This window comes from Ensifer sp. 38_S197 (genome assembly GCF_056924495.1).
In genome coordinates this window covers 2,126,431-2,149,900 of the sequence record NZ_JBXOVZ010000001.1, presented here as the reverse complement: position 1 = coordinate 2,149,900, position 23,470 = coordinate 2,126,431, and the positions used below count along the sequence as shown (strand labels likewise).

At 63.1% G+C, this 23,470-nt stretch carries 21 protein-coding genes; 7 read left to right on the top strand and 14 right to left on the bottom strand.

Annotated features, from left to right (window positions below):
- Nucleotides 1-19: 19 nt before the first annotated feature.
- The 7 genes from AC1Z3V_RS09935 to AC1Z3V_RS09905 form a co-directional block, all read right to left on the bottom strand.
- On the bottom strand, nucleotides 20-715 hold the full coding sequence (locus AC1Z3V_RS09935; protein ID WP_483498549.1) for a class II aldolase/adducin family protein: 696 nt from the start codon (nucleotides 713-715) through the stop codon (nucleotides 20-22).
- Entirely contained in the window at nucleotides 712-2,181 is a 1,470-nt protein-coding gene (locus tag AC1Z3V_RS09930; protein WP_483498548.1) for an FGGY-family carbohydrate kinase, read from the bottom strand. The genes AC1Z3V_RS09935 and AC1Z3V_RS09930 overlap by 4 nt, the downstream gene beginning before the upstream one ends.
- 91 nt (nucleotides 2,182-2,272) lie before the next feature.
- Nucleotides 2,273-3,121 carry a sugar phosphate isomerase/epimerase family protein gene (locus AC1Z3V_RS09925; RefSeq protein WP_483498547.1) on the bottom strand — a complete coding sequence of 283 codons (849 nt, stop codon included), beginning with the start codon at nucleotides 3,119-3,121 and terminating at the stop codon, nucleotides 2,273-2,275.
- A 2-nt stretch (nucleotides 3,122-3,123) separates the two neighbouring features.
- Nucleotides 3,124-4,122 (bottom strand): ABC transporter permease, encoded by a 999-nt coding sequence (locus tag AC1Z3V_RS09920; RefSeq protein WP_483498546.1) that lies wholly within the window; start codon nucleotides 4,120-4,122, stop codon nucleotides 3,124-3,126.
- Entirely contained in the window at nucleotides 4,119-5,120 is a 1,002-nt protein-coding gene (locus AC1Z3V_RS09915) for an ABC transporter permease (RefSeq protein WP_483498545.1), read from the bottom strand. Before AC1Z3V_RS09915 ends, AC1Z3V_RS09920 begins: the two co-directional genes overlap by 4 nt.
- On the bottom strand, nucleotides 5,113-6,627 hold the full coding sequence (locus AC1Z3V_RS09910) for a sugar ABC transporter ATP-binding protein (protein ID WP_483498544.1): 1,515 nt from the start codon (nucleotides 6,625-6,627) through the stop codon (nucleotides 5,113-5,115). Before AC1Z3V_RS09910 ends, AC1Z3V_RS09915 begins: the two co-directional genes overlap by 8 nt.
- 148 nt (nucleotides 6,628-6,775) lie before the next feature.
- Complete coding sequence (locus tag AC1Z3V_RS09905) at nucleotides 6,776-7,768, bottom strand: substrate-binding domain-containing protein (RefSeq protein ID WP_483498543.1); 993 nt, start codon at nucleotides 7,766-7,768, stop codon at nucleotides 6,776-6,778.
- 244 nt (nucleotides 7,769-8,012) lie between these two features.
- Here AC1Z3V_RS09905 and AC1Z3V_RS09900 point away from each other — a divergent pair, with 244 nt between their 5' ends.
- The 3 genes from AC1Z3V_RS09900 to AC1Z3V_RS09890 all read left to right on the top strand — a co-directional run bounded on the left by AC1Z3V_RS09900 (nucleotide 8,013) and on the right by AC1Z3V_RS09890 (nucleotide 10,332).
- Complete coding sequence (locus AC1Z3V_RS09900) at nucleotides 8,013-9,071, top strand: LacI family DNA-binding transcriptional regulator (protein WP_483498542.1); 1,059 nt, start codon at nucleotides 8,013-8,015, stop codon at nucleotides 9,069-9,071.
- A gap of 88 nt (nucleotides 9,072-9,159) precedes the next feature.
- On the top strand, nucleotides 9,160-9,612 hold the full coding sequence (locus AC1Z3V_RS09895; protein WP_483498541.1) for an Lrp/AsnC family transcriptional regulator: 453 nt from the start codon (nucleotides 9,160-9,162) through the stop codon (nucleotides 9,610-9,612).
- A 96-nt stretch (nucleotides 9,613-9,708) separates the two neighbouring features.
- Nucleotides 9,709-10,332, top strand: coding sequence for a LysE family translocator (locus AC1Z3V_RS09890; protein WP_483498540.1), 624 nt, complete (start codon nucleotides 9,709-9,711; stop codon nucleotides 10,330-10,332).
- Nucleotides 10,333-10,369: 37 nt separating this feature from the next.
- Here the strand turns inward: AC1Z3V_RS09890 and AC1Z3V_RS09885 are convergent, their stop codons facing one another.
- The 5 genes from AC1Z3V_RS09885 to AC1Z3V_RS09865 form a co-directional block, all read right to left on the bottom strand.
- Nucleotides 10,370-11,368 (bottom strand): DUF535 family protein, encoded by a 999-nt coding sequence (locus AC1Z3V_RS09885; RefSeq protein ID WP_483498539.1) that lies wholly within the window; start codon nucleotides 11,366-11,368, stop codon nucleotides 10,370-10,372.
- Nucleotides 11,369-12,001: 633 nt separating this feature from the next.
- The gene (locus AC1Z3V_RS09880) at nucleotides 12,002-12,283 is read right to left on the bottom strand and encodes a helix-turn-helix transcriptional regulator (protein WP_429818309.1); all 282 of its coding nucleotides are present in this window, start codon (nucleotides 12,281-12,283) and stop codon (nucleotides 12,002-12,004) included.
- A gap of 20 nt (nucleotides 12,284-12,303) precedes the next feature.
- Nucleotides 12,304-12,621 carry a hypothetical protein gene (locus tag AC1Z3V_RS09875; protein WP_483498538.1) on the bottom strand — a complete coding sequence of 106 codons (318 nt, stop codon included), beginning with the start codon at nucleotides 12,619-12,621 and terminating at the stop codon, nucleotides 12,304-12,306.
- Nucleotides 12,622-12,912: 291 nt separating this feature from the next.
- The gene (locus AC1Z3V_RS09870; protein WP_483498537.1) at nucleotides 12,913-14,079 is read right to left on the bottom strand and encodes an ATP-binding protein; all 1,167 of its coding nucleotides are present in this window, start codon (nucleotides 14,077-14,079) and stop codon (nucleotides 12,913-12,915) included.
- On the bottom strand, nucleotides 14,076-14,771 hold the full coding sequence (locus tag AC1Z3V_RS09865) for a response regulator (RefSeq protein WP_173518803.1): 696 nt from the start codon (nucleotides 14,769-14,771) through the stop codon (nucleotides 14,076-14,078). The genes AC1Z3V_RS09870 and AC1Z3V_RS09865 overlap by 4 nt, the downstream gene beginning before the upstream one ends.
- A gap of 412 nt (nucleotides 14,772-15,183) precedes the next feature.
- On the opposite strand from AC1Z3V_RS09865, the gene AC1Z3V_RS09860 reads away from it, so the two are divergent.
- Nucleotides 15,184-15,885 carry a phosphatase PAP2 family protein gene (locus AC1Z3V_RS09860; RefSeq protein ID WP_483498536.1) on the top strand — a complete coding sequence of 234 codons (702 nt, stop codon included), beginning with the start codon at nucleotides 15,184-15,186 and terminating at the stop codon, nucleotides 15,883-15,885.
- A gap of 15 nt (nucleotides 15,886-15,900) precedes the next feature.
- Here the strand turns inward: AC1Z3V_RS09860 and AC1Z3V_RS09855 are convergent, their stop codons facing one another.
- Both AC1Z3V_RS09855 and AC1Z3V_RS09850 read right to left on the bottom strand, forming a co-directional pair.
- A complete protein-coding gene (locus AC1Z3V_RS09855) occupies nucleotides 15,901-17,994 on the bottom strand; it encodes a two-component system sensor histidine kinase NtrB (protein WP_483498535.1) in 2,094 nt (697 codons plus the stop codon).
- Nucleotides 17,991-18,731, bottom strand: a complete 741-nt coding sequence (locus AC1Z3V_RS09850) for a response regulator transcription factor (protein WP_483498534.1) — start codon at nucleotides 18,729-18,731, stop codon at nucleotides 17,991-17,993. Before AC1Z3V_RS09850 ends, AC1Z3V_RS09855 begins: the two co-directional genes overlap by 4 nt.
- A 216-nt stretch (nucleotides 18,732-18,947) precedes the next feature.
- Here AC1Z3V_RS09850 and AC1Z3V_RS09845 point away from each other — a divergent pair, with 216 nt between their 5' ends.
- The 3 genes from AC1Z3V_RS09845 to AC1Z3V_RS09835 all read left to right on the top strand — a co-directional run bounded on the left by AC1Z3V_RS09845 (nucleotide 18,948) and on the right by AC1Z3V_RS09835 (nucleotide 23,468).
- Nucleotides 18,948-19,970 (top strand): ABC transporter substrate-binding protein, encoded by a 1,023-nt coding sequence (locus AC1Z3V_RS09845; protein WP_483498533.1) that lies wholly within the window; start codon nucleotides 18,948-18,950, stop codon nucleotides 19,968-19,970.
- Between the two features lie 116 nt (nucleotides 19,971-20,086).
- Nucleotides 20,087-21,112, top strand: a complete 1,026-nt coding sequence (locus tag AC1Z3V_RS09840; protein WP_483498532.1) for an ABC transporter substrate-binding protein — start codon at nucleotides 20,087-20,089, stop codon at nucleotides 21,110-21,112.
- Between the two features lie 118 nt (nucleotides 21,113-21,230).
- Nucleotides 21,231-23,468, top strand: coding sequence for an ABC transporter permease (locus tag AC1Z3V_RS09835; RefSeq protein WP_483498531.1), 2,238 nt, complete (start codon nucleotides 21,231-21,233; stop codon nucleotides 23,466-23,468).
- The last annotated feature ends 2 nt before the right edge of the window (nucleotides 23,469-23,470 follow it).

Below are 23,470 nucleotides of genomic sequence, written 5' to 3'. Positions count from 1 at the left end.
ACTTGCGCGCCTGGCACCCCTAAATCGCAGCGCGGGGGCGGGCGACGTCGTTGACGCCCTCCCCATCAGGTGCCTGGCCGTAGCTCATGCGACGCATCTGGGCGATGACCCGTTCCATCTCGTCGTCGGGAAGCACCGGCGGTTCGCCGAGCGTCAGCGCCTGGACATACATGCGCGACAGGGTTTCGATCTCGATCGCCAGCCAGAGCGCGGACTCGAGCGTCTTGCCGAGCGAGATCTGGCCGTGCTGGCCGAGCAGGCAGGCCGTCCGGTCCTTGAGCGCCACCAGCGCATTGTCCGAGAGCGCCTGAGTGCCGAAGGTCGCATATTCAGCGCAGCGGATCGTCGTGCCGCCAGCGATGCCGGTCATGTAGTGGAAGCTCGGAATGGTCTTGTGATGGCAGGCAAGCGTCGTCGCATAGACGGAATGGCAATGCAGCACGACGTTGACATCGGTGCGCTCCCTCAGGATATCGCGGTGGAAGCGCCATTCGGACGACGGACGAAGACCGACATAGGTGCCGTCGAAATCCATCTCGACCAGATCGTCGGGCTGCATCGTCTCGTAGGGCAGCGACGACGGCGTGATCAGAAAGCCCTCGTCGGTGCGCACCGAAAGATTGCCGGCGGTGCCCTGGTTGATGCCGCTCGAGTTCATCCGGCGGCAGATGTCCACCATCTCGCGGCGGAGCGAGAGTATGTCGGTCTTGGTCATCGATATGTCCTTTCGAAGTCGCGACTGAAACCATTGTTGTGCCCGACGCGCGCTCGGGCACGCCATTGCGACGCATAGACCGCGACCGCAGGCGAAAGATGCGAAATGTCGCCCGGATCGGCGAGCGACAGCGGCGCGGGACCTTGGCGTTGGCCCTGACTTGCCAGCAGCGCAGCACCGGAGGCCACGCCGTTAGCATCCAGATTGAAGCGGACCCGCCGGTTCGGCATGAGCGCCGCGACGAGGCGGGCATAGAGGGGATCGCGCAGAAAGCTTCCATCGAGCACGACCAGCGGCCCCGGCCCAAGCGCCGCGATGCATTCCGCCGTCAGCAGGGCACAGTAGACGAGAGCCAACCCCTTACGCTCGATCGGGGTCTCCGGTGGCGGCCCGCTGATGCGACCGCGTCCGGCGCTTCCCGGAAAGAGGCCATCGTCGTCGCCGAAGGAGGGCAGCGCCGTGGTGCGTTTGGCGATCAGGCCCAGCACGACATCGTCCGGGACCTGGGCTGCCGGCGGTGCGGTGCCCGCCACATGCGAAAACTCGCGCCCGCCCATGGTGAGCACACCCCCGAGAGGATTGCCGAAGACGTCGCTGTTCAGCGTCATGCCGCGACGCTCGTCGAGCCGGCCGAGCGGCGTGCGGCCAGAAAAGCCAACAATCCAGGTTCCCGTGGAGACGACGATGAAGTCGCCGAGGCCGGCGGCATGGTAACGATAGTGGTTGAGGCTGCTGTCGTGACCACCGGTCAGCACGCGCAGCCCCTTCGGCAGGCCATAACGGCGGGCAAGCTCCGGACGTACCGGGCCGAGGACCTGCCAGGCTTCGGCGAAATCCGGCATCAGCCGTTGCCAGCCGCGCGCAGCGACAATGGGCGCGAACCGGCGTTCGGCAACGTTCCAGAGGTGCGATTGTGCGCCGAGGAAGCTCGCTTCCGATGCCGCAACGCCCGACAGCCGCCACGCCCAGTATTGTGGCAGGCCGAGATACCAGCGAGCATCGGCGACCGCATCCGGTGCATGTTCCTGCATCCAATAGAGCTGGCGGGCCTGATGAGTGGCGCTGTGCATCATCGCGCTGCCGCGATCGAAGAAGGAACCGGCGAGCGGCGCGTAGCCTTGCCGGATCTCCTCCGGCAAAGGCTGCTCGTAGTCGATCATCGGCAGGGCGACACCGGCCGCCGCGTCGGGATCATCGCCGACAAGGACGCCACCGGATCCATGACCAGCGGCGACGAAGGTTTGCAGCGGATGACGATTGCCGAGCGCTGCGAGGTTGGAGAGGACCCACTCGCCGAGGCTTGCAAGGTCGTGATGCCGCCAGGGCGGCCCCGGCAGCACCGAATTGGCGACGCTCAGCGTTTCCAGAACGACACCGTTTGCCGAGACCGCATTCAGCTTCACATTGGTCTTGCCGACATCGAGTACGGCCACCGTACCGGCCTTGTCGTCCGCTGCGACTGACATCTCTCGCAACCTCCCGTCCTGATCCAACGAGTGCAGAAGCGTTCTCGAGCGGCTTCAGCGAAAGCCGCTGCGCGCTATTGCTGGAAATGCCTTAGATCAACCCGTATTGCTTCGCCTTGTTTCGCAGGAACGGCAGGCCGTTGCCCATGACCTCCTCTTCGTCCTTGGCGACGGGTCGCCAGACGGCGAGGCCATAGGCGACTTCCGGCGGCATGTTGATGAAGCTCTCCATCGCAAGGCCACCCTTGAAGCCGATCGCCGCCAGCGTCGCGAAGATCTCGTCCCAGGCGCAATTGCCGTAGCCGGGCGTGCCGCGATCGCTCTCGGACAGGTGGATGTATTTGATGAAATCGCGCGCATCGAGAATGCCGGTGCCGATGCCCTTCTCCTCGATGTTCATATGGTAGGTGTCGAGGTGGACGAAGACATTGTCGGCACCGACGCGCTTGATCATGTCGACCGCCTGCCAACCGGTGTTGATCAGGTGGTTTTCGTAGCGGTTGACCGCCTCGACACCAAGCTCGATGCCACGCGTCTTGGCGTGCTTGGCCGCCGCCTGCAGCACGCGCGCGATGTTGTCGTATTCGGCCTCGGTCGGCGGCACGCCGGTGCGCTCGCCGATGCCGCCGTAGATGACGCCGGAGAGCGCCTCGCCGCCGAGATCGGCCGTCTTGTCGATCGCCACCTTCAGGTGCTCGATCGCGGCATCGGGACGGACGGATGCCCAGGCGTGCTCGGGCAGGCCGAGCGAGCAGACGGCACGCAGCTTGTGCTTCTCGAGCAGCGTCTTGGTATGGGCAGTGTCGACCGCCGGAGGGTTGAGCATGGGGATCTCGATGAAATCCACCCCGTACTTCACCGCCGCGGCGACCGCGCGCTCAGCGCCGGGACGATCCCAATTCATGGTCCACATGCTCGTATGGACGCCAAAACCCTGCATGGTCACGTTTCCTTTCTGACAAATGAAATCTTGAACTTGGTCGCCACGAAGCGCAGCACCATGACGCCGGCCAGCAGCAGCCCCCACACCGCCGTTGCCAAATGCTGGTTGGCGCCGACGAGGTTGAGACCGGAGGAGAGAAGCTGCAGCACCACCAGCGCGACGAAGACGGGAATGACCCGGCCGAAGCCGCCGAACGGATTGACGCCGCCGAGGAAGCAGGCGAGCACCGTGATCAATAGGTAGCTTTCGCCGTGGCCGATGCGCACGGAGTTGAAGCGCGCCAGCATGATGATGCCGGCGATCGCGCACATGACGCCCGAAAGCGCATAGACGAGCACGATCACCTTGCGCGTGTTGATGCCGGAATAGCGCGTCGCCTCGAGGTTGGAGCCGATCATGTAGGTGTTGAAGCCGAGCTTGGTGCGGGTGAGCAGCACGTGCCAGGCCAGCACACAGACGACGAAGACGATGAGCGGAACCGGCACCCCAAGGAGCGATCCGTGGCCAAGCGGGCCGATGAAGGCCGGGAAACCCGAGACATCGCCGCCGCGGGTCAGAAACTCGCCGAGACCGCGCAGGAAGATCATCATCGATAGCGAGACGAGAATCGGATGGGCGCGGGTAAAGGCGATCACCAGTCCCATGATCACGCCGCTTGCTGCACCGACGAGGATCGCCAGCACCGAGCCGAGCACGAATGCGACAGGTCCGGCATCGACGCCGCCATTTGCCTGCAGCACCCAGGCGAGCGTCAGGCCGGCGATGTTGGCGGTAAAGGTGATCGCGAGGTTGAGGCCACCGGTCAGGATCGGCAGCAACATGGCGAGCGTCAGCAGGCCGAGCTCCGGAAGCTGGAAGGCGACCGAGCCGAAGGTGGCCGCGCTCAGGAATTGCGGCGAGGCGATGCCGAAGACCAGCACCACGGCGAGGAAGGCGAGGCCCGGTCCAGCCATTTCCGGTCCGAGCAAGGTCTTCACGCGTTCGACAATCACGTTCATCGTCCGGCCCCTTTCTGACTGACGAAGGGCAAGAGCCTTTCGATGCGGGTATTGGAGAGCGTGATCGCCATGAGGATGATGGCGCCGATGATCATCTTGAAGGCGAAGGGCGACACACCCATCAGGTTGAGGCCATTCTGGGTGATCGAGATCAGGAGCACGCCGAGCACGCAGCCGAGCACCGAGCCCTTGCCGCCGCCAAGCCGCGCGCCGCCGAGGACGACCGCCGCCAGCACGTCAAGCTCGCGGCCATAGAGAGCGTTCGGCACCACTTCCTGCGCATAATGCGCCTGGATGAGCCCGCCGATCCCCGCCATTAGTCCGAGCCAGCCGAAGGCGATGAACTGCATGGCACCGATGTTGATGCCGAAGCGGCGGGCGCCTTCCGGATTGTCGCCGAAAGCATAGAGCTGGCGACCGGTGGTCGTGCGGGTGATCAGCACCCAGGTGGCGACGACACAGAGCACCATCACCAAGACCGGCAGCGTGATCTCGATCCAGGTTCCGTCGGCCATCTCGTGTTCGAACAGGACGACGCGGTCCGTCAGCCAGTCCGGCAGGTCGTAGATCGACACGCCCTTGGTAAAGAACATCAAGAGGCCGAAATAGATGTTGAAGGTCGAGATCGTCGCGACGATCGATATGACGCGGAAACGGTGGATGAGGAAGGCGTTGATCGCACCGAGCAGGATGCCGAGCGAACCGGCGATCAGCAGTCCCGAGACCCAGCCTCCGCCACCGATCCAGCCGAGTGCGATCGCCGTGCCGTATTGGACGACCGACGCAGCAACCGCGAAGGAAATGTCGATGCCGCCGGCAATCAAAACCACCAGCAGGCCGACGGCGAAAATGATGCTGACCGAACTGATATTGAGCAGGTCGAAGGCATTGCCGAGCGAGAAGAAGTTGGCGGTCGAGACCGACAGAACGGCACTGATCGCGACGATGACGGCGAGCAGCGACACTTCCGTCGCGTGGGTACGGACGAAGCTACGCATAGACAGCTCCTTCGATATCGGCGAGCGAGGAAGTGCGCGGATCATAGCTGCCGACAATGCGGCCCTGCGCCATGTGCAGCACGCGATCGGCGTTGAAATAGACTTCCGGCACCTCGTCGGAAATCAGGATGATCGCCAGCCCGCTTTCGGCGAGCCGCGCGACGATGTCGAAGATGCCGGCGCGCGCGCCGACATCGACTCCGACGGTCGGGGCATCGAGAATGAGAAGCTTCGGATCGGTCGCGAGCCACTTGGCGATCGCCACACGCTGCTGGTTGCCGCCCGAAAGCGTCGAGATCGCATCCTGCTGCAGGCCGATCTTGACGCCGAGATCGCCGATCCAGCGTGAGACCAGGCCGCGCTTGCGCTCTTCCGAGAGCAGACCGCCGGAGAGGACCTTGTCGAGCGAGCTGATGACGAGATTGTCGGCGATCGATTGGGGCTGGATGAGGCCGAGCGAAAGCCGGTCTTCCGAAAGATAGGCGACGCCTGCCTCGATCGCGTCGCGGTTGGAGGAGAAATGGACAGGTTTGCCCTCCAGCGAGATCGTACCGGATGCGGGCTTCAGCATACCGAAGAGTGTCAGTGCCAGTTCCGTACGCCCTGCGCCGAGCAGACCGGTGATCCCGAGCGTTTCGCCACGGCGCACCGTCAAGGAAACATCTTCAAACTGGCCTGGGCGCGACAGTCCCTTCACATCAAGGACGACCGGCTGCCCATCACGCGACTTCGCACGCACGTGTTGATCGAAGGTCTTGCCGGTCATCAGTTCGGTGATGCGCGATTGCGTCATGCCGGCGGCGGGGTACACCCCCACCAGCGCACCATCGCGCAACACGGTGATGCGGCTCGAGATCTCCAGCACCTCGGCAAGCCGATGGCTGACGAAGACGACGGCGACACCGGAGGCTGAAAGCCCGCGGACGATATCGAGCAGGTGATCGGTTTCCGATTGGGTCAGCGATGCGGTCGGCTCGTCCATGAAGACGAGCTTCGCTTCGCCGACGAGCGCCCGGGCGATCGCGACGATCTGGCGCTGGGCGATGGCGTATTCCTTCAGCGGCAGGTCGACGTCGAGCGTCACGCCGAGGCGAGCGAGCGCATCCTTGGCGATCTGGCGCATGCGGCTGTAGTCGACGAGCTTCGGCCAGCGGCCGAGCACGGTCTGGAAGGCGATGTTCTCGGCGACGCTCATCTCGGGGAAAAGCGCCAGGTCCTGCCAGATCACCTGGATGCCGCGATCCTGCGCGGTCACCGGAGACATGTGGGAATAGCTCTCGCCGTCATATTCGATCGAGGCGCCGTCGGCGGGACGATAGACGCCGGTGATGATCTTGATCAGCGTACTCTTGCCGCAGCCATTCTCACCGGCAAGGCAATGGACCTCCCCCGGGCGCACGTCGAAGTTCACATTCTTGAGCGCTCGGACGCCGCCGAAAGTCATGTTGATGTTGCGCAGGGCCAGAAGCGGCTTCTCGCCTCCTCCCGCGGTCGCAAGCTGGTGCATGTGTCTGTGCCCGTAAATCTCGTTAGATTAGAGCGGGATGCGGGCGGAAAGCAGAAAACGCCTTTCCTCATCCCGCTCCAGTACCGTTCAGGGGACTTGCCAGGCCGGCCGGAGCCGGCCCAGCAGCCGGGAGAACCCTTGAGGTCTATCAGAGGCCCATGGCCGCGAGATCGGCGACCGTGTCCTTGTTGATCGGCACGAGCTGGTCGACGATGATGTTGCGGTTCTTGAAGTCGGGCTTGACCTTGCCGAGACCTTCGATCTCGTCGCCGTCCTTGACCTCTTCGCCCTTCATCAGCTTGTCGGCAAGGGTGACGAAGACTTCGCCAGCCTGTTTCGGATTCCACATGAAGCCACCGGAAATCGCGTCGGATTTCACCAGCTTCTGGCCCTGACCGGGGGAGAAGGGACCAAGCACGAAGATCTGGCCGACCTTGCGGCGTTCTTCGACGGCGCGGCCGGCGCCAATCGGACCCTGGCTGCCAAAGGCGAGGAAACCCTTCAGGTTCGGATGGGCGGAGATCAGGTCGAGTGCGGTCGACCGGCTCTTGTCGACGTCTTCAGCGACGCCATAGCGATCGCCGACCAGCGTCATGTCCGGGTAGTTCTTCTTGATGTAGGCGATCGCCGCATCGGCCCAGGCATTGTGCAGCGGCACGGTCAGGGAACCGACGAAGACGGCGTATTCGCCCTTGCCGCCCATCTTCTCGGCGAGCAGCTTGCCGTGCGCCTCACCGAAACCGGTCGACGACGCGAGCTCGAAATCCCAGTCGGCGCCCTTCTGGCTCGGCGATTCATGGGTGATGACGATGATGCCCTTTTCCTTGGCCTTGGTCAGAACCGGCTCGAGCACCTTGGCGTCGTTCGGGACCACGCCAATGACCTTGACCCCTTGGGCGATGAGATCTTCGATGGCGCGCACCTGGAGCGCCGGGTCGGCGCTGGTCGGGCCGACCATGAAGGCGTCGACGCCGAGCTTCTGTCCGCGCTCCTTGATCCCGGCTTCCATGGCGTTGAACCACGGAATACCGCCGATCTTGACGACGACACCGACCTTGCCGGCATCCTGAGCGAAGGCGGCTGCAGAGCTGGCAAGCGCCAGCGATGTCGCCAGGACGGCGACGAGAATTTTCCTGATCATGTCTCTCCTCCACTCGTTCCCGAAGAGGGAACGCGTCCGGTCGCCATTCAAGCGCCGGCCTCCAGTTTCAAACCACCACTGGCGAAGCTTTCCTCGCCTCCCGATTGCCGCCTCCTCAGACGGCACCACCAAAATTGCACAATCGATATTTCTTGTTTGCACAATCGATGGTGCAAGAACTATTGTGCAGACTTAATCTTTCGTCAAGGGGAAATCGGCACTAAAACGATCGAGGGAGAAAGCGATGGCCAACAGCAGCAAGAAAAAAGCGACGATCTACGACCTGTCGGTGTTGTCGGGCAGCTCGCCCTCAACCGTAAGTGCTGTCTTGAACGGCACCTGGCAGAAACGCCGGATCAAGGAAAGCACGGCCGAATTCATCCGGAGCCTCGCTGAAACGCACCAATATACGGCCAACCGCCAGGCGCGCGGCTTGCGCAGTTCGCGTTCCGGCCTGATCGGCCTGCTGCTGCCGATCCATGACAACCGCTATTTCTCGTCGATGGCGCAGACTTTCGAGGCGCATGTACGAAGCAAGGGGCAATGCCCGATCGTCGTCAGCGCCAGCCGCGATCCGAAAGAGGAGCGCAAGACGGCGGAGACGCTGATCTCCTACTCGATCGACGAGCTCTTCATCTGCGGCGCCACCGATCCCGACGGCGTGCATGAGGTTTGCGAGGCGGCTGGTCTCAAGCACATCAACATCGACCTGCCCGGCACCAAGGTGCCCTCGGTCATCAGCGACAACTACGAGGGCGGGCGGATGCTGACGGAGGCGATCATCCGCCACTTCCAGGCAACGGGCCCCCTGGAACCGCATGAACTCTACCTCTTCGGCGGCCGCAACGACCATGCCAGCCGCGAACGTATCCGCGGGTTCCGCGCCGTCAAAAACGAACTACTCGGCGCCGATCCGGACGAATGCATTCAGCCGACGGGTTATGCGCCGAACAATGCGAGGCTGGCCTTCGAGGCCTTCTACGAGAAACACGGCAAGCTGCCGCGTGGCCTCTTCGTCAACTCCTCGATCAACTTCGAGGGCCTGTTGCGCTTCATGGCCGGACATCCGCACGAGAACTTCGCCGATCTCGTCGTCGGCTGCTACGACTACGATCCCTTCGCATCCTTCCTGCCCTTCCCGGTCATCATGATCCGGCAGGATGTCGAGGGCATGATCACCAAGGCCTTCGACGTCATCGAGGAGGCCCGCCCTCAGCCGCGCATCCACCTCATCCAGCCCGAACTGGTGCAGCCACGAACGGCACTGACCGGCCCGCTCGACGCATTAAAGGACATCGAGTAAGCCACCCGACCAACGTTTCCTTGGTCAGACCCATCTATTAACAAAAAATCTTCTGTACAATTCGTAACTTTCCGCGTATTCATTGGCCATGGATGCGGTAGACAGAAAAATCATCGAAATTCTCGCTGAAGACGCGAGGCGGTCGCTGACTGACATCGGCGTCGCGGTGGAGCTTTCCCCCTCCGCCGTCAACGAACGCATCCGTCGGCTCGTCGCCACCGGCGTGATCCGAAACTTTACGCTTGAGGTCGATCATCGCGCGCTTGGCCTCGACGTGCTTGCCTTCGTCTGGGTCGGCCTGGCGCCGGATGCGGATGAGGCGGCTTTCCGTAGCTTCATGGCCGACCATCCGGCCGTGGCCGAGTGCCACCATGTCACCGGTGCCTGGTCCTATTGCGTGAAGGTCCGGATGCCATCACTTGGCGACCTTGAACCGTTCCTTGCCGAATTGAAGCAACGACGGTTCCTGGCGCGAAGCGAAACGGTGATCGCGCTGTCGACCGTCCGGGAAAGCCTGACGACGACCGCACCGCGCGCCTGACCGGACGCGCAAAGACTGCTGCGACATTTTTTTGAATTGCTGCGCATGGCCATCCATCGGGGGTGTCGAGCCATGCCGCGGCCGGAGACCTACGTCATGTCAACGTTGTTGTTTGGTAAAAGCCTCTTGCTCGGTCTCGCGATCGCAGCCCCGCTCGGCCCGATGGGGGCGCTCTGCATCAACCGCACGCTGGAACGCGGCTTCTGGGCCGGCGTCGCCGGTGGACTGGGAACGGCCGCTGCCGATGCCACTTACGCAGCCCTTGCGGCGCTCGGTTTTGCCGCTTTCGCAGCCGTGCTCTCGATCGTGGCCATGCCGCTTGGCCTGGCCGGCGGGCTGTTCATGATCTGGCTCGGCTGGAGCGGGTTGCGGCCGAAACCGGTGACAGCCGCAGCCGATGTCGGCGGACACGATCTCATCCGCACGACGGCTTCAACGTTTCTCCTGACGATGACCAGCCCGGCGACCATCCTCTCCTTTGCTGCGATCTTCGCCGGCCTGGGCCTCGCCGAAGCGGGCGATGCGCTCAGCGCAGCGATCGTCGTCGTGGGCGTCTTCCTGGGCTCGCTCGGCTGGTGGTTTTTCCTGAGCGGCGGTGTGGCAATCGCCCGAACGCGGCTTCCGGACAGCTTCGTCATCTGGGTATCGCGCTTCTCGGGCCTCGTCCTGATCGCCTTCGGCATCATCGCCATCGGCGCAGCCGCCAAGGGACTGTTTTAGAAAAGCAGAGGGGAGGAAGCGAGATGATACGCCCGGTTCAGTAGAACCAGGCGCCGATGTCGCGGAATGCCCGCTTGCTTTGCTCGCGCCGATTGCCCTCGGGAGCAGCCTTGGCGTCCACAACGGGAAGGCGGAAACCGAAGGGCTCAGCCGCTGCCCCGCCGCGATCGCACCAATAGGCGTCGAGATCCGCCATCATCATCTTCCGCCGCTTGAGGCGACGGCGGTTGATCACGTGTCTTTCGTTCGAAACCGCATGGATGCAGGCCGCATGGCCTTCCGCCACCAGCCCCTGGAGGACGAGCAATGCCGCATCCTTGGGCCGCAAACCGCCGAGATCTCGTGTTGCGGTGATCAGGGCCCGCTTCGCATCTTCGCCCTTCGGCCCCTGCATGCCGCCGATCGCAAGGCTGTAGGTGTCGTCGCCACAGCGTACGAAAACGAAGCCGACCGTACACAGCGTGTATTCGTCACTCTGACGGCGAAGCCTGATTGCGAAGGCACCCTCGTGACGGGCACCGCAATGGTCGGCCAATTGTAGCTGAATGCGATAGTTCTCAGCGCGACCGGAGACCGTTCCCATCTCCAGAGCGTCTCCCCGCCAGAGCGCCATCAGCGAGCGGCGTGACAAGACCTCGCTCGCGACGTCGAAATGATTGAGCAGCAAGTCGAGCCGTCCGGATGACGACGCACCGTGCAGGAAGAACGTCGGGATCGATTTGCGCACGAGATCGTCGTGCGGCAGCCCCAGACGATAGCGTTCGCCGTACTCGCCAAGAAAGGTGATCCAGCGCGCGGTGAGGAAGGGATGGCGCACAAACCGCATCGAAAAGACGACGGCGCGTTTCAGGCTGACCCTAAGGCCGAGCTTCAGCACGTGGCCCAGGATCGATGCTTCCGCTCGCGACCGCTCCTTGACTATCGGCCCGGCGACCGAGCGTCCTGAAGACGATAACGGCGCGCCGCCATGCGTCGTGGTGTCTTGAGCGGGCAACCGCAGATCCGCGCTGTATTCCTGCCTGATTTCCACGGACATGATGCAATCCTTGAGAGCAAACGCTGCTGGCCTGGTCATTTGGCCACCCTGGGCTTGCCTTCGGACTGTCAAGGAACTGCGGAGAAGCGGTCGGCAAATGGGCGCAGTCGGCAGACCTGTGCGGCCCGATCACCGTCCTCGACATAAAAGGCGCAAAGCTCGCCGAAATGGCGACATCCTTGATTACCGGTGTGATCGACGTCGTGATAAAGCGGCGCCCGCCGCCGCGGCCTTCCTTGCAGCCGGCGAGAACGGGCGCGGCGCAATCAAGAAGGGTTTGATTGGGCGCGCACGTTTCTCGGCACGTTCACATGCTCGCTCAAACCGCTATTCGGCACCGAGCTGTTCGTGATCGCCCTTATCGACCAAGTGTATGCCCAGACCGTCTTTCCTCGGCTATTGGCGAACATCACACCTGGCATGGTCGTAGGCCTCGAAGGTGCCAGGGGCCAAAAACGTGCTTCTGGTGCTGGATGCGTTTGTTCGCTGGGTTGCACCGAAAAGCTGATCAGCATCGCCAACGTCGCCGCCAGTTGTGGCATCGCGGCGCTGTTCGTCACCCAGGATAGGGCCAGATCTAAAAGCGTCTATGGCAAGGGCGACACAACCAGCATTCTCACTTCCTGCGTCGCGCTAGCGAGGTGTCCTCGGGACAAAGCCAACCCCGAAACCGAATAGCCGCCCGATTTTATCCAACGTCTCAAGTGTCGGATTAGCAGTGCCGGCTTCGATTTCGGCGATCTGACGTCGCGTCAGCGCAAGCGTTTTAGCGAATTCCTCTTGTGTCATGCCGAAACCTTTGCGGATTTGTGCCACCGCGCCAGGTAATTGCAAATCCCCCTCCCGCGCACGCTCCGCCAAAGTTCGCCGGTTCTCCAGAATCTGCTCCTTCGTGGGCTTCTTCCAGCGGGCCACGTGTCACCTCCCATCCCGCATCACGAGCACGCCGCCAAAAGGCTGTCCGTTATCTCTATGGAGCGCCCCATCGCACGTTCCAGAATTTCCGGAGAGGCACCCATATCTCTCCCCATGTCCGGCGCCTTCTGCAAGCGTTCTGGATAACGGACGGACAAAGCGCGATAGTCGCGGACGGTCTTCCCCGCCGCAAATTCCGCCGACACCTCTGTCACGAAGTAGTCGAGATCATAATCGACTATGGATGCGCCTTGATAGCCGGTTGCATCATCCTGGACTTCCAGCGTAGCAGCGTAATGCCACTCGCTTTCAAAATGAGTTTCGAGCGTTAGTCGCATTAATCGACCCATAAAAATGGGATAATTAACTCAAACTATCGAAATATTCAACCCACTAAAGTGGGTTAAATAGTCTTCCCGCCTGACTGCAACCTTAACCTGTCAAGGAAGCTTCTAATTCGTCGGAACGTCTTTCGGCCCGCTGAAGCTATTGGGCCCTCAACAAATGTCCCACTTTCATCGAACCAGAGTTCCAGTGAGACAAATCGCGGATCGTCCGAAAAATGGTAGGCTTGGAGGAGCTTGTGCCCTTGCACGCCGTGCCAGGCGCTCCGCGCATCATCTCTTAAGCTAGGTTGGCGACGGCAGGACCATCGTGATCACGGCGCCGCCGCCGGCACGGGACGCGAATTCCAGCCGCCCGCCATGCGCCTTGGCGATCGCCTGCACGACGGAAAGACCGAGGCCGGTGCCTCCTGTTGCCCGCGACCGTGAGGCATCACCGCGCCAGAAAAGATCGATCGAATGCGTCGAGACGTCGTCCGGTAGTCCGGGGCCGCGATCCAACAACCGGATGAACGCCTCATCAGCCCCGCGTCGGCCCGTCTCGCACCGCAGTACCCCGCCACTGGCTGCGTAACGGGTGGCATTCTCGATCAGCGCCAAAAGCGCCTGGCGCAGACGTTGCGAATCTCCGGAGACCCTGACTGGTTCCAGCGCCGTCTCGACCGACATGCCGGCCGCGCCAAGCAAGGTGCAGGACGCGCCGAGAACCTGGGTTGCCTCGGCCGCGAGATCGACCGGTTGACGCTGTGTGACCAGTTTCTGTCCGGCGGCGAGCGAGAGCGTCCGCAAGTCTTCGACCAGGGCGGAAAGCCCCTCCACCTGGAGCAACAGCTGCTGGACCCTTTCCTGTTCGAGCGGGAACACGCCATCGGCCATGCCCTGGAGATTGCCTTGAAGGATCGTCAGCGGCGTGCGCAGTTCGTGGGCCACCGCCATCGTGTTGAAACGAAGCCGGTTCTCCATGTTTTCGAGCTCGGCCGCCAGTTCGTCGAAGGTCTTCACGAGCGTTGCCACCTCCTTGGCACCCTTGCGGATCGATCCGACGCGCACAGCGAAATCACCCGCCCTGAGGTTTTGCGTTGCCTGGGCGAGCACCTCGAGCGGCCTGCTGATTTTTCGCGCCAGCCAGTAGCCGACGAGACCGCAGAAGGTTACGGCGGTGACCCCGAAGCCGAGGATGATCTTGTCCACCTCCCAGTTCGCCCAGTCCTCGAGTTCCGGCATGGTCGAAAGCAGTTTCTGCAGCAATTCCTGCCTCGGCAGCTTGCCGGAATTGAAATCGGTATAGGCCTCGGCTGCCTCCGGCGGCATCCGCTCAAGCATCTTCGCTTCCAGCCGCGGCTCCATGTAGTCGACGCCGGCATAGATGATGAACACGCTGATGATCAGCAGAACGATCGTCACCAGGGCCGTGAGAATGCCGAGCGGCAGGCGCGAGAAGCTGATCTTCATCTCGGCTCCACGAAGCGATAACCGACGCCCCGAACGGCACTGAAAAAACCACAGGCGCCGAGATCGTCCAGCTTGCGCCTGAGATTGGCGATATGGGTATCGACCGTGCGGGCCAGCGCATCGCTGTCCGGCAGGCAGGCATCGAGGATGTCGGCGCGGTCGAAGGCATGCGTCGGGCGTCGGATCATGTGGGCGAGGATGCGGAATTCGCTGAGTGTCAGCGGCACCGAGTGACGGCGGCCGCTCTTCTCAACGAAAGCGACGTGGGCATCGAGATCGACTTCCACATTCTCGAAGCGAAGCACCGTCGCACCCGCGCCGTTTCGCGTGCGCCGCAGCACCGCGTTGACGCGCGCCACCACCTCCTGCGGATTGAACGGCTTGACCACATAATCGTCGGCCCCGAGCCTCAGACCAGTCAACCGATCGAGATCCTCCGCCAGGGCCGTGACCATGATGACGGGCGTGTTGCCCTCGCGTCGCAGACGAGCGAGGACTTCAAAGCCATCGAGCTTCGGCATGCGGACGTCAAGCAGAACCAAATCGGGCGACAAAACCGCATGATGCGTCAGCGCCGTTTCGCCATCGGCGGCCCGCACCGTCCTGAAGCCATCGCGCACCAGATAGGCGTCGAGTATCTGCGCGATCTCTGGCTCGTCCTCCGCCAAAAGGATGAGACCCTTGTCGACCATAAACCAACTCCTGGTCCGATGTTGCGATCAGCAGCTTATGGGACGAATGGATTCGACTTGCAATTCGTCCGGGCAGCACGACCACCCCTTCGCTGGCTTTCCGGATGGAGCGCCGGACAAATCTCCGCCGTTTCTTGACAATCGGCACCGAGGCGCCAGGGATATTGATAAATGGCGGCGCCCAGCACCAACCAAAAGATGTAGCCAACAATCGCGCTACTCTACGCGTCAAGCACACCTTGATCCTCCACCTAGCCTTGACAGAGCGAAGTAAATGTCCTGCCCGCACCACACCGACAATCTGCGAGCGACCGGCATGTCCAGCCTTTTTCCATCCACGGCAGCATCTTCAGACGGCATCCGATGGTTGCGCGCCAGCCCGCGTCTATGGGCCAGGCAGGCCCGCGCCCGCATGGAAGATCAACCAATCGCCGTTACCGGCGCGCTGACGATCTGTACGGCTTTCGTCTTCATGGCCTTTCCCGGCATCGATCTCGTCGTTTCGCGTTGGGCCGCATCGGCGACAGGTGACTTTCCGCTTTCGCGGGAGCCCGTGCTCAGGGCACTTCGCGACTTCAATCGCGTCCTGCCGGTCTTCATTCTGCCGTGCGTCCTGGCGCTGTTGATCATGCAGACGATCGTGCCGCACCCACGGATATTGCGTCCTCACAAGGCATTGTTCTTTCTCACATTTTACGCCCTTGGCCCCGGGCTCCTCGTCCAGGCGCTGAAGCTGATGATCGGCCGCGCCCGCCCCTACGACATCACGGATTTCGGCGGCAGCCTGCCGTTCACGCCCGCCTGGCAGGTCTCCAACGCCTGTTCGCGCAGTTGCTCCTTCGCGTCCGGCGAATCCGCAACGGCGATTGCTCTCGTTGCACTGGCGCTGCTTCTGCCCGGTCGGTGGCAACGCATGGCGATCGTCGCGCTCATCCCGCCGGTCCTCGCCTTCTCGCTCAACCGCATCGTGTTTGGCGCACACTTCCTCTCCGATGTCGTGCTCGCCTGGCTTCTGATGCTGTGGCTGATGACGTGGCTCTGGTCGGCCTTCCGCGACAACGGCGAACGCATCGATGCCGCCGTCCAGGGGCTCGGGCGGCAGCGAAATCTGTAGACCGCCACCGACGATTCAACTCGGAAAGACCAGCTCGACGGTCGTTCCCCTTCCCGGCTGCGAGAGGATGCGGGCATCGCCACCGCTTTGCCGGACGAAGCCGTAGACAACGGCGAGACCGAGACCGGCGCCGCCCTCCTCGTCGCGGGTGGTGAAATAGGGCTCGAATGCCTTGTCCGCGGCTTCCGGCGACATGCCGATTCCCTCGTCGGTGACGGAAACGACGACGTCGCCCTCCACCCGAGCGGCCCGGATCAGGATCGTCCCGCCCTGAGGCATTGCGGCAGCGGCGTTGAGGCAGAGATTGAGGATCGCCTGCTCGAAGAGAGCGGCATCGAGCTGCACATTGGGCAGGTCGCCAGCGATCTCGAAGGCAAGATGGCATTTTTCGCCGACGGCGATTTCCAGCACGTCGGCCATGCCGCGCAACACCGCGCCGATCTCCAGCGCGCCGGGCTGGATCGGGTGTTGGCTGCCGACGGACAACATGCTCGAGGCAAGCGAACGGCCCCGATCGGCCGCCTTGCGGATTCGGGCGATGTGACGCTTCTGCCGATCGTTGAAGCCGGTCTCCCGCTCCAGAAGGCCCAGGCTGCCGGTGATGATGCCGATCATGTTGCCGACCTCGTGGCTCACCTGATGCGTCATGCGCATGATGCCGTCGAGGCGCTGGGCCTTTGCCGCTTCGGCCTCCTGCCGGTCCATGTCCGTCACGTCACGGGCGAGCAGCACGATGCCGCGATCCGGCTGCCGTGACAACGAAACCTCGATCACGCGGCCGGCCTCGGACCGATGCCGCAGGACAAGTCGGTCGCCGAGCGTGCCGGCGTCGCTATCAGCGGGCAGCAGAGCCGGGTCGATCTCGGGCATCGGGCTCACGAAACTGCGCAGCGGCAGCTTCCTTGCCGAACCCGGCCACCCGACGAGTTCCATGACGCGACGGTTCATCGTGATCGGCTTGCCGCTGGGATCGAAGAGCGCGATGCCTTCGTTCATGTTGCGAAAGGTTGAACGGATGGTGCGCGCTGCGGCCTCGGCCGTCCGTCGGAGCCGCGAGACGCGCTCGACGCTTTCTCGAAATGCGCGGAATGCCTCCAACAGCCTGACGAGCTCCGTTTCCGTCCCCTTGTAGGTCGGCGCGGCGACATCGCGGCGCCCCTCCGCAAGCGCGTTCATCCCGTTGGACAGCGACACGATCCCCCGCGACACGCGCATGACGGAGCGGATGGAGAAAATGGCCATGACCAGCACGAGGAGCGCGGCGACGGCGACGATGACAAGCAGGCGGCTCAGCGCATCGGAGGTCGAAACGAGATCGTCGTTGAGGCCGCGGGCGACGGCCTCGCTCTGTGTTTCCGTCGCATGCGAGAGGTCGCGCGACACCGTGTGCAATCGCGCCACGGCCGCGCGAATGGCGAACATCTCCAAGAGATATTGCGTCTGCGCTTCAAAAACCCGTTCGTAAGGCGCGAGTTCGGTCGCCGAAACCCGGATATCTGGCGCCGCATGCTCGAGACGCGGCACCGTTTCGGCGATGTAGCGGCGGCGCAATTCACCGAGCTGGAACAGGCTGTCCGAGTTGGATGCCGATTGTACGATCCCATTGAGGCGACGGCGGAAGTCGGCGTCCGCCATGCCGCTGCCGATCGCGATCTCGCCGAGCGCGGCGGCCGCTTCCGCCTTGTGCTGCTGGGCCGATTCGGCGTCGCCGGCAAGCGTCATCGTCTGCGTGCGGATGGTCTCCAGGAGCTCGAGGATATGAGCACTGGCAAAGCCCTCGGCGGCCGCATCGCCATCGTGCGGCACCATGGCGCGCAAGAGCGCGTCGACCTGCGTCACGACCGATCGGCTTTCGCTCGACACGCGATAGGGAGAGGTCGCGTTCATCAGGAACGGTGCGCTCGATACAAGATCGGAAACCTGGCGGGAAACCAGGGAAGCCCTTGCAAGGCTGGAGAAGGCCTGCAGCCCGTAGGCCGCCATCTCGTCGCGCGCCCGTTGCAGGCCGAAGACCGCAACCGTCGCAAGGCCGAAGACAAGGACGCAGATGAAGACAATCGCGAAGGGCAGCCGGAAGGCGATCGACGAAAGAAAAGGGCGAACGATCACGACTTCGGCTCGCCGTCGTCGATATCGAGCACGTAGCCTTTGCCGCGTTTCGTCTTGATGTGGCGCGGCAGATCTGGATTGCGCTCGATCTTGCGGCGGAGCCTGAGCACGAGCACATCGACGTTGCGGTCGATGTAGCGATCGCTCTCGGCACCGAGGCGGTCGAGGATCTGCGCCCTGCCAACCGGCGTGTTCGGCGTTTCTGCAAGGATTTCCAGAAGAGCGAACTCGGCGCTCGTCAGCGATCTCGAGGGATCCGTCAGGCAAATCGCCCGGCGGCTCCTGAGGTCGATCGACCAGTCGCCGAGCTTCATCGCTGCAGGTTCGGGCTCGCGCTCGCTTTCCCGCTCCGGCTTGAGCGAAGGATACGTGCGGCGCAGGACGGCCTTGATGCGCGCCGTCAGCTCGATCGGCTCGAACGGCTTGACGACGTAATCGTCCGCCGCCGTCTCCAGGCCCAGCACCCGATCGGCAGCGCTGCCAGCCGCCGTCACCATGACGATGCCGATATTGGTGCGCGCCCGCAGCCTCTGTGCGAAAGTGCGGCCCGAAGTACCCGGCAAATTATGGTCGACAAGCACGAGATTCACCGCCTCGCGCGCCAGCACATTGGCCGCCGCCTCCGCGGACGGCGCGGTGAGCGGTTGCCAGCCCTCCGCTTCCACCAGATCGGAAATAAGTTCCGCCATATCCGGATCGTCCTCGACGATCAGAATCCGTATCCTCTCATTCAGCATGCACGTCCTCCCGCACCCATCATAGGCGGGGCCGTCTCAATGTTCAAAGCAGCTCGCATTATCTGATTTGTCATATTTGTAATCTTTGTAATTCTGAAACGGCGGAGAGCGCCCGAAGCTGTAAGAACGGTAACCATTCTCCGATTGCGGCAGGAGGGGAATATCGACATCCTGACTGCGGAGATCGGGACGGTAGCGTTCCAATGGGAGGACATCGTGAGAGGCATCACCGCTATCGGCGCGGGCGTGGCGCTGTGGCTAGGCGCCGCCACAACAGGCATGACGGCGCCGGCGCTCACCGTGCTGTGTGGTGTCGACGAGGCGTGGTGCGCCACGATGAAGACGGCCTTCGAGGCGAAATCCGGCCTCGAAATCTCGATGACGCGCAGAAGCACCGGCGACATCCTCAACCAGCTCCGCGCCGAAAAAGACGCCCCGACCGTCGACGTCTGGTGGGGCGGCACGGGCGACACCCATCTACAGGCAGGGTCCGAAAACCTGCTCGAACGGTATAAACCGGCGCATGAACGCGACATGCTGCCCTGGGCGCAGAATTTCTTCGCCATCTCCGGCGGCCGATCGGCCGGCATCTACGCCGGGGCCCTCGGCTTTGCCTACAATGCCGATCTTCTGCGTGCGCTGAAGCTACCTGCACCGACCTGCTGGAAGGACCTCGCAGACAGCGCTTATCGCGGTCGCATCCGCAGCGGCAACCCGAATTCCTCCGGCACCGCCTTCACCACGCTTGCGACGCTGGTCCAGCTTTTCGGTGAAGAGGAAGCCTTCCGCTTCCTGTCGGCGCTCAACCGCAACATCGACCAGTACACGACCGCTGGCTCCGCCCCGGTGAAAGCGGCCGCACGCGGAGAAACACTGATCGGCATTTCCTTCATGCATGACGCCGTCACGCAGAAACAGGCGGGCTCACCCCTCGTCATCGTCGCACCCTGCGAGGGGACCGGTTACGAGATCGGTGCGGTCAGCATCGTCAAGGGCGCCCGTCACCTGGAGGCGGCGAAGACCTTCGTCGACTTCGCGCTGAGCCCGGAAGGCCAGGGCACCGGAGCGGACGCCGGTCAGAACCAGGTGCCGTCCAATGCGCGCTCGGACCTGCCGCTTGCCGCGCCCGACATCTCGATGATCAAAATGGTGGACTACGACTTCGCGACCTTCGGTTCACCGGAAGAACGAAGTCGCTTGCTCGAAAGGTTCGAAGCGGAGATCGCCGCGACGAACTGACCGGCCCCCTAGCCAACTCGCACAACCCGAAATCGTGAACGTGCTGCCCGCCGGGCAGGCCGATGGCCGCCCTGTGTTCGCGTCAAGTTTCAAACAGGCAACAGGAGGATGCCCCAATGAAAACGATGACCCTTTCCCTCATGCTTTTTGCCGGAACGGCGCTCACCGCGCTGCCGGCCCAGGCTGCCGGCAGCCTTAACCTCATCTGCTCGGCGGACGTGGTGATCTGCGAGCAGATGACCGGCGATTTCCAGAAGGAGACCGGAATCAAGGTCAACATGGTTCGCCTGTCGTCCGGCGAGACCTATGCCAAGATTCGCGCCGAGGCGCGCAATCCGAAGACCGATATCTGGTGGGCCGGCACCGGCGACCCGCATCTGCAGGCAGCATCCGACGGCCTGACGCTCGAATACAAGTCGCCGATGCTGGATCAGCTTCAGGATTGGGCAAAGAAGCAGGCCGAAGGCTCCGGTTACCGCACGGTCGGCGTCTATGCCGGTGCGCTCGGCTGGGGCTACAACACCGAGATCTTCTCGAAGAAGGGCCTGAAGGAGCCGAAGTGCTGGGCGGACCTGCTCGACGCCTCGTTGAAGGGTGAGATCCAGATGGCGAACCCGAACTCGTCCGGCACCGCCTACACGGCGCTTGCCTCGCTGGTGCAGATCATGGGCGAAGACCAGGCCTTCGACTATCTGAAGAAGCTCAACGGCAACATCGCGCAATACACCAAGTCGGGCTCGGCACCGGTGAAGGCGGCCGCACGCGGCGAAGCCGGCCTCGGCATCGTCTTCATGCATGACGCGGTGGCGCAGACCGCCGAAGGCTTCCCGATCAAGGCGATCGCGCCCTGCGAAGGCACGGGCTACGAGATCGGCTCGATGTCGATCATCCGCGGCGCCAAGAACCTGGACAATGCCAAGGCCTGGTACGACTGGGCGCTGAAGCCCGAGGTCCAGTCGCGGATGAAGGACGCCAAGTCGTTCCAGCTACCGTCCAACAAGTCGGCCGAAGTGCCGAAGGAAGCCCCGAAGTTCGAAGACATCAAGCTGATCGACTACGACTTTGCCACCTTCGGCGACGCCGAGAAGCGCAAGGCGCTGCTTGAGCGCTGGGATCGCGAGATCGGCGCCACCGCCAACTGATCCTCCGGACAGGCTCGGCCGGATGATCGATCCGGCCGAGCGGTCCAGCGCTCGTCCGTCGCCTTTTGGGGCGACGCCACGTCGCATCATTCTCATTTCAATTCACGCGAGGACCGTCATGGAACATCGCATTCGCAGGCTTGACCTCGCGCTCGGGCTTGGACTGGCCGCATTCTTGGCTGTCCCCTGGTATCGCATCGAAGGTGGCTTCTTCGGGCTCGGCTGGCTCGCCGATTTCCCTGGGGATGCGGCCGTTGCCCCCGGCCTTATGCAGATCTTTGCGCACGGCCGGCCGTGGCTGGTCGTGGCACTGCTGCTGCTTGGCATCTGCGCGGCAGCGCGCTTCGTCCGAGATCCCGCGCGTCGCGGGCTTCTACTTGCTATCGCGGGCGCAACGGGCGTCCTCTATCTCGCCCTTCAGGGACTTGCGCTCGGCTTCACCGGCTGGACCTGGACAGTCAGTGAGGCCCTGTTCGGGCCGATTTCGGACGGGCAGCCGTCGATGGGCGCCGGCGCCGTATTCCTGGCCCTTGCCTTCATTCTGATGTTCGCCTTCGGGCTTGCCGAGCGTGGCGTGCTCAAGGGCGATGCCTTCATCGTCGCGGCGATCTCGCTGCTCGTTTCTCTGGTCGTCGTCTTCGTCTTCTATCCGGTCGGCAGCATGTTCGCGGCTTCCGTCCAGGATTTCGACGGCTCGTTCAAGCCGGATGGTTTCATCCGCAACATCCAGGATGCTTCGATCTGGAGCTTGAGTTGCGTCATCGGCGAGGGCCGGTGCGGCGTCGCCTGGCGAACCCTGTGGCTGGCGCTGATGACGGCCTCCGGCTCGACGCTTCTAGGCCTCGCCTTCGCGTTGGTCGCCACCCGCACGCGCTTTCCCTTCAAGAAGGGCATGCGGCTCTTGACTGTGCTGCCGATCATCACGCCGCCCTTCGTCATCGGCCTGGCGCTGACCCTGCTTTTCGGCCGCGCCGGCGTCGTCACCGAATTCCTCTCGGATGCCTTGGGCATCGAACCCGGCCGCTGGCTCTACGGACTTACGGGCATCTGGATCGCCCAGGTTCTCTCCTTCACGCCGATCTCCTTCCTTGTGCTGATCGGCGTCGTCGAAGGTGTCAGCCCGTCGATGGAAGAGGCGTCGCAGACGCTGCGCGCCGATCGCTGGCGCACCTTCTGGAACGTCTCGCTGCCGCTGATGAAACCCGGCCTCGCCAACGCCTTCCTCATCGGCTTCATCGAAAGCATGGCCGATTTCGGCAATCCGCTGGTGCTCGGCGGCAGCCACGGCGTGCTCTCGACCGAGATCTTCTTTGCCGTCGTCGGCGCGCAGAACGACCCCTCCCGTGCCGCGGTTCTCGCGATCATCCTGCTCTGCTTCACGCTCTCGGCCTTTTTAGCGCAGCGCTACTGGCTCGCCGGCAAGAACTATTCCACCGTCACCGGCAAGGGCGACTCCGGCGCCCACAGCGCGCTGCCGCGCTCGCTGTCGATTGCGGTTCACGCCATCGTCATCCCCTGGATGATCTTTACCGTCGTCGTCTACGGCATGATCCTCTTCGGCGGCTTCGTGAAGACCTGGGGCCTCGACAATTCGCTGACACTCGACCACTACGCCAAGGCCTTCTCGGTCTCCGTCGTGGACGGCGCGATCGCCTGGACGGGTGTTGCCTGGAATTCCTTCTGGACGACCATGGAGATCTCGCTGATCGCAGCACCCCTGACGGCGTTGGTGGGGCTGCTCACTGCCTATCTCATCGTGCGCCAGCGCTTTGCCGGCCGCGACGTCTTCGAGTTCGCGCTGATGCTGAGCTTTGCCATTCCCGGCACCGTCATCGGCATCAGCTACATCATCGCCTTCAACCTGCCGCCACTCGAAATGACCGGCACGGCGTTGATCCTCGTCGCCTGCTTCGTCTTCCGCAACATGCCGGTCGGCGTGCGCGGCGGCATTGCCGCGATGAGCCAACTCGACAAGAGCCTCGACGAGGCGTCACTGACGCTTCGGGCAACGAGCTTCCGCACGCTGCGCAAGGTCATCCTGCCGCTGCTCCGGCCCGCCATCGTCGCCGCCCTCGTCTACTCTTTCGTCCGTGCAATCACCTCGATCAGCGCCGTCGTCTTCCTCGTCAGCGCCGAATACAACATGGCGACCGCCTATATCGTCGGCCTCGTCGAAAACGGCGAGTTTGGTGTTGCGATTGCCTATTCCTCCGCCCTCATCCTGGTGATGATCACCGTCATCACCGGCCTGCAACTCCTCGTCGGCGAACGCAGGCTGAGGCGCGAGAACCGCGTCTTCGGCGCCGCCCCGGCCCGTTCGTCCACCACCACCCTCTCCCAGGAGAAAACCGCATGAGC

Bases quoted from the DNA above. Each gene is read 5' to 3' on its own strand.
- AC1Z3V_RS09935 (WP_483498549.1), bottom strand. From the start codon at position 715: ATGACCAAGACCGACATACTCTCGCTCCGCCGCGAGATGGTGGACATC.
- AC1Z3V_RS09930 (WP_483498548.1), bottom strand. From the start codon at position 2,181: ATGTCAGTCGCAGCGGACGACAAGGCCGGTACGGTGGCCGTACTCGAT.
- AC1Z3V_RS09925 (WP_483498547.1), bottom strand. From the start codon at position 3,121: ATGCAGGGTTTTGGCGTCCATACGAGCATGTGGACCATGAATTGGGAT.
- AC1Z3V_RS09920 (WP_483498546.1), bottom strand. From the start codon at position 4,122: ATGAACGTGATTGTCGAACGCGTGAAGACCTTGCTCGGACCGGAAATG.
- AC1Z3V_RS09915 (WP_483498545.1), bottom strand. From the start codon at position 5,120: ATGCGTAGCTTCGTCCGTACCCACGCGACGGAAGTGTCGCTGCTCGCC.
- AC1Z3V_RS09910 (WP_483498544.1), bottom strand. From the start codon at position 6,627: ATGCACCAGCTTGCGACCGCGGGAGGAGGCGAGAAGCCGCTTCTGGCC.
- AC1Z3V_RS09905 (WP_483498543.1), bottom strand. From the start codon at position 7,768: ATGATCAGGAAAATTCTCGTCGCCGTCCTGGCGACATCGCTGGCGCTT.
- AC1Z3V_RS09900 (WP_483498542.1), top strand. From the start codon at position 8,013: ATGGCCAACAGCAGCAAGAAAAAAGCGACGATCTACGACCTGTCGGTG.
- AC1Z3V_RS09895 (WP_483498541.1), top strand. From the start codon at position 9,160: ATGGATGCGGTAGACAGAAAAATCATCGAAATTCTCGCTGAAGACGCG.
- AC1Z3V_RS09890 (WP_483498540.1), top strand. From the start codon at position 9,709: ATGTCAACGTTGTTGTTTGGTAAAAGCCTCTTGCTCGGTCTCGCGATC.
- AC1Z3V_RS09885 (WP_483498539.1), bottom strand. From the start codon at position 11,368: ATGTCCGTGGAAATCAGGCAGGAATACAGCGCGGATCTGCGGTTGCCC.
- AC1Z3V_RS09875 (WP_483498538.1), bottom strand. From the start codon at position 12,621: ATGCGACTAACGCTCGAAACTCATTTTGAAAGCGAGTGGCATTACGCT.
- AC1Z3V_RS09870 (WP_483498537.1), bottom strand. From the start codon at position 14,079: ATGAAGATCAGCTTCTCGCGCCTGCCGCTCGGCATTCTCACGGCCCTG.
- AC1Z3V_RS09865 (WP_173518803.1), bottom strand. From the start codon at position 14,771: ATGGTCGACAAGGGTCTCATCCTTTTGGCGGAGGACGAGCCAGAGATC.
- AC1Z3V_RS09860 (WP_483498536.1), top strand. From the start codon at position 15,184: ATGGAAGATCAACCAATCGCCGTTACCGGCGCGCTGACGATCTGTACG.
- AC1Z3V_RS09850 (WP_483498534.1), bottom strand. From the start codon at position 18,731: ATGCTGAATGAGAGGATACGGATTCTGATCGTCGAGGACGATCCGGAT.
- AC1Z3V_RS09840 (WP_483498532.1), top strand. From the start codon at position 20,087: ATGAAAACGATGACCCTTTCCCTCATGCTTTTTGCCGGAACGGCGCTC.
- AC1Z3V_RS09835 (WP_483498531.1), top strand. From the start codon at position 21,231: ATGGAACATCGCATTCGCAGGCTTGACCTCGCGCTCGGGCTTGGACTG.